This is a genomic window from Nostoc sp. S13 (assembly GCF_029379315.1).
GTDB lineage: Bacteria > Cyanobacteriota > Cyanobacteriia > Cyanobacteriales > Nostocaceae > Nostoc.
Map to the genome: position 1 here is coordinate 1 of NZ_JAQYWQ010000220.1, position 5,294 is coordinate 5,294.

The window sequence follows — 5,294 nt, forward strand, 5'->3', positions numbered from 1 at the left end:
CCCAATGCCCAATGCCCAATGCCCAATGCCCAATGCCCAATGCCCAATGCCCAATTAATCTCAACAATCAAATAGATGTAAACCTAATCGTTGGGAAAGTTCTTCACACACCTTTACCCCCCGCACACTGTTACCACGCACATCCAGCAGGGGTGAAAAAACTCCAATGCCCATCTTATTGGGTACAACGGCGATAATCCCACCACAAATCCCGCTTTTCACCGGAATCCCAATTTTATAAGCCCACTCACCTGCAAAGTTGTACATCCCACAGGTATACATCACACTCAAAATATCTTTGATGTAACGCTTATCTACCGCCCGTTCTTTTGTAATCGGGTTAATACCTCTGTTACCAAGAGTAGCCGCCATCACCGCTAAGTCTTGGCAATTCACCATCACAGCACACTGTTGGAAATAAAGATCCAGCGCCTCTTCAATGTTCCGGTCAATCATGCCAAAGTTGAGCATCAGATGCGCCATTGCGCGGTTGCGATGCCCTGTACTGCGTTCTGAGGTAAAAACTGAAATGTCAACGAACACGTCGCGGCCAATATATCGCTGGAACATATCTAGCATTCGGTTGAGGCGTTCGGTTGGCCCGGAACCTTTGATTAAGCTGGTGGTAGCGATCGCACCTGCATTTACCATTGGATTATAAGGTCGCTTCGATTGCTCATCCAAAATAATCGCGTTGAATGCATCCCCCGTCGGTTCCACGCCAACTCTAGTCAAAACATAATCCAGCCCATGATCTTCTAAAGCAAGTCCATAAGCAAACACCTTGGAAATTGACTGAATGGTAAAGAGTTGCTCCCAGTCCCCAACTTTCCAAACCTGACCATCTACTGTCACAATACAAATGCTGAACAAGTCCGGGTTTGCCTTTGCCAGTTCGGGAATGTATTTCGCTACTGCACCCTCCCGCACTGACTTGTACTGGGAATGCAACTCGTTGAGAAAAACTTTTAATGGCGATGGATCTATTTGTGACATAGATGTGCTTGGTTTGTGATCAGGCTGATAGTATTTCCCGAATCCACTATATATAGTAGGGGTCTACAGCCGCACATCCTTACAGTTGCAAAGATTTTTGAAAAGACAGCTTGCTTTAAAAAATCATCCTTGAGCAATTACTTAGGATACAAACCGGTTATCATGCTTTTTGATACTAATTAGATTGTTGTCTCCAAGCGATCGCGAAGATTTCCTAATTTTTTCATGATTAATTATAAAAAATATGAAGTTGAGTATTATCCTTTTTTTATACTCAGTAATACTAGTATTTAAAGTGATATTTATTACTAAAAGCAGTCTAGTTATGGAGAATAAAAGTCATGATTAATCTAAGTAGAAAAAACTGGGAAAAAGATATTACACTCAAACTAATTTGCGTAATTATCTCAGATGTAACTCTTATAACGACTTATTCATCAGTAAATCTAAACATTTGATTAAATAAGTAATTTTAAGTATTTATGCCGATGTTATTTAATTAAACTTATATTAAGCCTTTAGAGGAAATGCCAAAATAGATGTTATCTAGAATACACGGGTAGTTGCGAGCCTTTAGAACTGATGTTAATAGGGTATCGTCACTTTAGTGTGCAATCAGCGTAAAGTTTTTTTAAGAAATTTTTGACTTGCCAAAAAAAGCGTTACATAGCCAAAGTCCCCATTTGAGAAAGGTTTCGCCCTGAAAATTGGAATTATAATTTCAGAAGGGGGCCTAAAATTACGCTAAAACCCTGATCCCCAAGCCAAAAGGTTCATGTTAATGTGTTGCAGTTATAAATAACAAAGTGAACGCGGAACGAGTTCGAGTTTTTCTGAAGGGAATCACTTTCACAAAGTGACAAATCCCACGAATCATAAAACAAAAGTTCTACAGTCGCTTTAAAAACGAACGCATGAATCAAAGACATTTGTGGACTACTGTTACCCTGTTTATGACTGTTTTGGGAGTACCCACAGTCGGTTGCACTCAAACGACCAAGGGAAATCCGCTAGCTTCCCAAAAATCACCTGCCTCTGATGTACTGAAGGTGGGAGAGTATCAATCAACAGCAGGGAAACAAACCTTGGATGCTGTGATTACAGAAATTCATTCTCACAACATCGGAGGACGTAAAGCGGCAACCCTTTTTATCAAAAAAATTCCTGTTCTCACCTTTTTGAGTTCCGTATCAAATACGACTCCTGAAACTAAAAAAGTTGGTACAATTGGAAATTCTGAGGGCATACAATCGTATGCCCTTATTGCTAGCAATTCACTAAAGGGAGTGAATACTGGGAACGTAACAGATGTAAGTAACCAGATTAGCTCTGTTGACAATGACCCAGTTCAGATAGCTGGTGTAATAGCAGCTAAGATCAACCAGTTGAACCGGGAAAATGTGGACGGGACTAAGATTACCGTAAGTTGGAAAGCAGGGGCAAAATCTACTGGCAATCAAGGGCAAAACAAGAGCGCCCCCCTCCAGCAAGATGGCGATCGCTATATAATCAAAATTAATGGCGAAGAATTGGTCGAAATCAACGAAGGTACGCGATTAGCAGGTACCACTAATAATCTAGCGGAAGATGCATTACAAGCAACCAATCGCCTGCGAAGACTACTAGGCAATGCATCTCCCTTAAAAGAAATTGCGAATTTACCAGTGCGTCTGCCAATATCAATGCCAAAGCTGCCCCAAGAGCTTTCCATCGGCGGAGTGCGAATCTCTTTCAGAGGTATGGCTTCCTATTACGGCTATGATGGTTCTGGTAATAGTACTGCTAGCGGTCAGAGGTTCAATCCAGAAGGCATGACTGCCGCCCATCGTAGCTTACCCTTTGGTACGCAAGTTCGTGTAACCAACACCTGCAATGGTCGTTCTGTAGTAGTGCGGATTAATGACCGGGGCCCATTCGTTCGGGGTCGAGTCATAGACCTGTCTGCGGGCGCGGCTCGGATTTTGGGAATGATAGGCAGTGGCGTGGCACTAGTACATATTGAAGTCTTAAAGTAGTTATTAGGGAGTGGGGAGTGGGCAGTGGGGAGTGGGAAGTTAGGGGTTAGGAGTTAAGAGTTATTCCTCCCCCTCATCCCCTCATCCCCCTCATCCCCTCATCTCCGACTCCTCATTCCCCACTCCCCACTCCCCATGACAATTCCCCTAGCTCAATCATCTCTTCCTTCTATTTCAGATATAAACTAACGGGGGAGGGATCGATAAGAACTAGGGGTATTTTTGTGCGCCTGCTGACAACAGTCGCAGCTTTACGCTGCTATTTAACTAAACGCTGCTCAGAAAACAACCTGATTGCAGTTGCTGAGGATCTGAGACTAGATGAAATGACTGGCTGGTATCAGACGGCAGTCGGTCTGGTGCCAACGATGGGAAATTTGCATCAAGGTCATTTAAGCTTGATTCAACGGGCGCGGCAAGAAAATTCTACGGTGATTGTGAGTATTTTTGTCAATCCCCTGCAATTTGCTCCCAACGAGGATTATCAACGTTACCCCCGTACTTTAGAGCAAGACCAACAACTTTGCGAACAGGCGGGGGTAGATGCCATTTTTGCACCAACTCCTGAAGAAATGGCAGTTCCCCAGAAAAGTATACAAGAATCAAAGGTTACACAAGTTATCCCCCCATCTGCTATGATAACAGGCTTGTGTGGTCGTTCTCGGCTAGGTCACTTTCAGGGTGTAACTACGATTGTTACCAAACTTTTTAACTTGGTACAGCCTGATCGTGCCTATTTTGGTCAAAAGGATGGTCAGCAACTGGCAATTATTAAACGCTTAGTAGCTGACTTAAATTTGCCAGTGGAGATTGTTGCTTGTCCAATAGTACGGGAAGCGTCGGGTCTTGCCTTCAGTTCTCGTAATCAATATTTGACGGTGACGGCAAAAGAGCAAGCAGCGGTGTTATATCGCGGCTTGCGACGAGCTGAAGCTGCGTTTCGGGCTGGCGATCGCGATCGCAGCAACTTGATAGCAGTAGTACAGCAAGAAGTGGCAATGGTCAACACGGTTTTTGTGGAATATATTGAATTGGTTGAACCGACTACGTTAATGTCTTTAGAAAAAGTTGAGGAGGAAGGAATGTTGGCGATTGCAGCTCGTCTTGGTGCTACACGTTTGATTGACAATACTATATTGCGCGAACGTCAACCGATCATCGCCATTGATGGCCCGGCCGGTGCTGGAAAATCTACAGTGGCGCGTCAAGTGGCAGCAAGTCTGAGTTTAGTGTATTTAGATACAGGAGCGATGTACCGTGCTGTTACTTGGTTAGTAATGAAAAAGGGGATTGCTATTGATGATGAGTGTGCGATCGCCCAATTAACTAACCAGTGTAAAATTGAACTTACTCCTACCCAGGATTTACAATCGAACGTGCGGGTTTGGATTAACGGTACTGATGTTACCCAGGTAATTCGCACCATTGAGGTAACATCTCAAGTATCGGCGATCGCAGCACAAACCGCTGTACGTCAAGCACTGGTTAAACAACAGCAAAACTGGGGTAAAAGAGGTGGTTTAGTAGCTGAAGGACGGGATATCGGTACTCACGTATTCCCCGATGCCGAAGTGAAAATCTTCTTAACTGCTTCTGTGAGTGAACGCGCCCGTCGCCGCCAGCAAGACTTCAACAAACAAGGTCAACCCGAAGTGAGTTTAGAGCAGCTGGAACGTGACATAGCCGAACGTGACTGGAAAGATAGTACACGCAAAGTTTCGCCTTTACAAAAAGCAGCAGATGCGATCGAAGTTCAAACTGATGGCTTGGACGTGTCTGAAGTTACGGCACAAATTGTTAACTACTACCAGCAACGTTTATCTCAGTGGTAATCACCGCTATTTGCTGTTAGTTTTTTAGTTTCAAAGGGTAAAAGGGTAGTAGGTAAGTGATTATCGTAAATTAAAGGGTTTAAGACCCCTCTGTTACAAAGTTCTGAGATGCCAAACCAGTCTACAGGGCTGGCTTGGCTTTGCACTACGTCTACAACTAGCCTTAGTTTTAGTCGGGGTTTAAATCCTCAGCAGTCGCCACAACGCGGGGAACCCCCCTTCGGGTTCGCCAGTTCCTCATGGGGGAAACCCCCAAGATCGGACTGGCTCACCGCAAGGCGCTGCTCCCCGTCTGAAAATATCTTTAATGCGTGAATTTTGAATTCTTAATCACTTACCATCCTCAAAACTGGATTTAAAAACTAAATAGATAATTTTATTATTGGCTATCTTCATTAGACATCTCCATAAATTAAATATGCGTTATCTAGAACCCTTGTAGAGACGCGAA

Annotated in this window: 3 protein-coding genes; 2 read left to right on the forward strand and 1 reads right to left on the reverse strand. The window is 43.8% G+C overall.

Translation table 11 applies throughout. The features are described from left to right. Positions 1-60 precede the first annotated feature (60 nt). The gene (gene glsA, locus PUQ00_RS32290) at positions 61-996 is read right to left on the reverse strand and encodes a glutaminase A (protein WP_300424040.1); all 936 of its coding nucleotides are present in this window, start codon (positions 994-996) and stop codon (positions 61-63) included. A 914-nt stretch (positions 997-1,910) separates the two neighbouring features. Between glsA and PUQ00_RS32295 the strand changes: the two genes are divergently transcribed. Next, positions 1,911-3,011 (forward strand): septal ring lytic transglycosylase RlpA family protein, encoded by a 1,101-nt coding sequence (locus PUQ00_RS32295; protein ID WP_300424042.1) that lies wholly within the window; start codon positions 1,911-1,913, stop codon positions 3,009-3,011. 224 nt (positions 3,012-3,235) lie between these two features. Next, positions 3,236-4,843 carry a bifunctional pantoate--beta-alanine ligase/(d)CMP kinase gene (locus PUQ00_RS32300; protein WP_300424043.1) on the forward strand — a complete coding sequence of 536 codons (1,608 nt, stop codon included), beginning with the start codon at positions 3,236-3,238 and terminating at the stop codon, positions 4,841-4,843. Positions 4,844-5,294: the final 451 nt, after the last annotated feature.

What these genes read in the sequence shown, in the direction of transcription:
- glsA (WP_300424040.1), bottom strand. Translation starts at nt 996, where the DNA reads ATGTCACAAATAGATCCATCGCCATTAAAAGTTTTTCTCAACGAGTTG.
- PUQ00_RS32295 (WP_300424042.1), top strand. Translation starts at nt 1,911, where the DNA reads ATGAATCAAAGACATTTGTGGACTACTGTTACCCTGTTTATGACTGTT.